Raw genomic sequence first — 561 nt, 5'->3', positions numbered from 1 at the left:
AGCGAGACACAAAAAATTATACCCCCGTTGGACATAAAGGGCCCTTCATGCCGCAAGACGCAGGTCGAAAGTAAGCGCTCAATTCCCTGCACGTTGACGCGTGTCGTTTGACCATCGCGGCTGTCAGGCGTTCGTCTGGGATCAGGCAGTAGCGGTCTTGGCGAAGTTGAACGGCAGCAGGTCGGAGATGTCGGCATCCGATGCGCGCTGCGGCAATTCGCTGAGGATGTGGCGCAAGTAAGCCAAGGGTTCGATACCGCAGGCGCGGCAGGTCAGCATGATGCTGTAGACGACGGCACTGGCCTTTGCTCCGTCCGCAGTATCGCTGAACAGCCAGGATTTTCGTCCAGTGGCAAAAATCCTGATATCACGTTCCAGCAGGTTGTTGTCGATCGGCATCCTGCCGTCTTGGGTGTAGCGCGTCAGGTATTCCCACTGGTTCAGGGTGTAGGATACGGCATCGCCGATCTTGCTGTCGGGCAGGACCTTTGGCGCGATGTCATCGAGCCATGCCTTGAAAGCGTTCAGGATGGGGACGCTGTGCTGCCGGCGGAAACGGCG

1 protein-coding gene is annotated in these 561 nt (G+C 58.1%); it reads right to left on the bottom strand.

Annotation, left to right across the window (positions count from 1 at the left end; genetic code table 11):
• Positions 1 to 141: 141 nt before the first annotated feature.
• Positions 142 to 561 (bottom strand): IS66 family transposase (locus SB816_RS29775; RefSeq protein ID WP_410547963.1); only part of this gene is annotated, 420 nt, incomplete at its 5' end.

It is taken from the genome of Achromobacter sp. SIMBA_011, assembly GCF_046535435.1.
Taxonomy (GTDB): Bacteria; Pseudomonadota; Gammaproteobacteria; order Burkholderiales; family Burkholderiaceae_B; genus Achromobacter; species Achromobacter dolens.
The sequence above is the reverse complement of the archived record's forward strand: the minus strand, read 5'-3'. Positions and strand labels throughout refer to the sequence as shown.